The sequence below is a fragment of the Candidatus Tokpelaia sp. genome (assembly GCF_008636115.1).
In the GTDB taxonomy this organism is placed as follows: Bacteria; Pseudomonadota; Alphaproteobacteria; order Rhizobiales; family Rhizobiaceae; genus QLZD01.
On sequence record NZ_QLZD01000007.1, the window covers coordinates 1 to 1,112 of the forward strand.

Here is a 1,112-nt window from a genome sequence, read left to right on the forward strand (position 1 = left end):
GCGCTGCGGCAACGGCAAATTTTGGCCGAGTTTGCTGCCACCCCCAAGATTTTGGCTATAGCGGCGATTGATACGCCTCTGCGTCTGGCCCACTTTCTGGCGCAGACGGTGCATGAAAGCGATGGATTTTGTACCACCGAAGAATATGCAAGCGGCAAGGCTTACGAGGGGCGGCGCGATTTGGGAAATACACAGTCAGGTGATGGTGTTCGCTATAAAGGGCGCGGGCTTATTCAGGTTACCGGCCGTGCTAATTATATGGAATTCAGCCGGTGGTGCAGTGAGCGCGGGCTGGCCGGGCCGCGTTTCCCGACAGATTTGGCTTTTTTTCCCGGTGCGCTGCTGTCGGCAGTCTGGTTTTGGCAAACACGAAAGCTGAATGCTTTAGCCGACAAAGACGACATTATTGACATTACGAAAAAAATAAATGGCGGCTTAAACGGGCTGGAAAGCCGCCGCGCCTATTTGGCGCGGGCAAAGGCTGTTTTAGGCATTGTTCCGCGCAGCCAGGCGGCGATGGCATGAGCAATAGCAAGCAATCCCGGCTGCCGGCGGGCGGGCCGGAATATCGGTTTTCCGGGCAATATTTGAAAGTTTCTTTTGTTTTGGCCTGGATTGTCATTCTGGCCATTGTGGCCGGCGGGCTGTTTGGCAGTGAAAAGGCTGACAAGCTTGCCGATATTGTGGTCCCATCTATGGTGGCGCTGGTGGTGGCGCTGCTCGGGGTGCACCGCGCCTTTGGCAGCCTTGATTATCGCGCTCGTGGCCAGGCGGCGGGCGAGAATTTGGGCGGCTATGAGGCAGAAACGCACCGCAAAAATGAGGGTAATTATGAAGGGTAAAGTGGCGGATTTCTGCGACAAAAGCATGATTGCGGCGCTTTATATCGCCCGTTTTGGCTTGCAACTGCTGCGGGTGCTTATAAGCTTTTTTGTTTTAACTGTGTTGGTTATCTTCACCCCGCTTTTATTAGTGGCAGACAAGCTCGCCGAGGTTTGCGCCTGCCCGCGTTGTGGCGGCGGCAGAATAGCTTTTGGCCTGCAGGCGGTGGCAGATTTTATCAGTGCAATTTTAGGGCCAATGACCGAAGCTTATGAATGGGCAAACGATAA

The 1,112-nt window shown here is 54.3% G+C and carries 3 protein-coding genes; all 3 read left to right on the plus strand.

Annotated features, from left to right (window positions below):
• Positions 1 to 3: 3 nt before the first annotated feature.
• Positions 4 to 525 (plus strand): glycoside hydrolase family 19 protein, encoded by a 522-nt coding sequence (locus tag DPQ22_RS00400; protein ID WP_150212615.1) that lies wholly within the window; start codon positions 4 to 6, stop codon positions 523 to 525.
• Positions 522 to 842, plus strand: coding sequence for an NAD(P)+ transhydrogenase beta chain (locus tag DPQ22_RS09070; RefSeq protein WP_246681411.1), 321 nt, complete (start codon positions 522 to 524; stop codon positions 840 to 842). The genes DPQ22_RS00400 and DPQ22_RS09070 overlap by 4 nt, the downstream gene beginning before the upstream one ends.
• Positions 832 to 1,112 (plus strand): hypothetical protein (locus DPQ22_RS00410; RefSeq protein ID WP_150212614.1); only part of this gene is annotated, 281 nt, incomplete at its 3' end. The genes DPQ22_RS09070 and DPQ22_RS00410, both read left to right, overlap by 11 nt.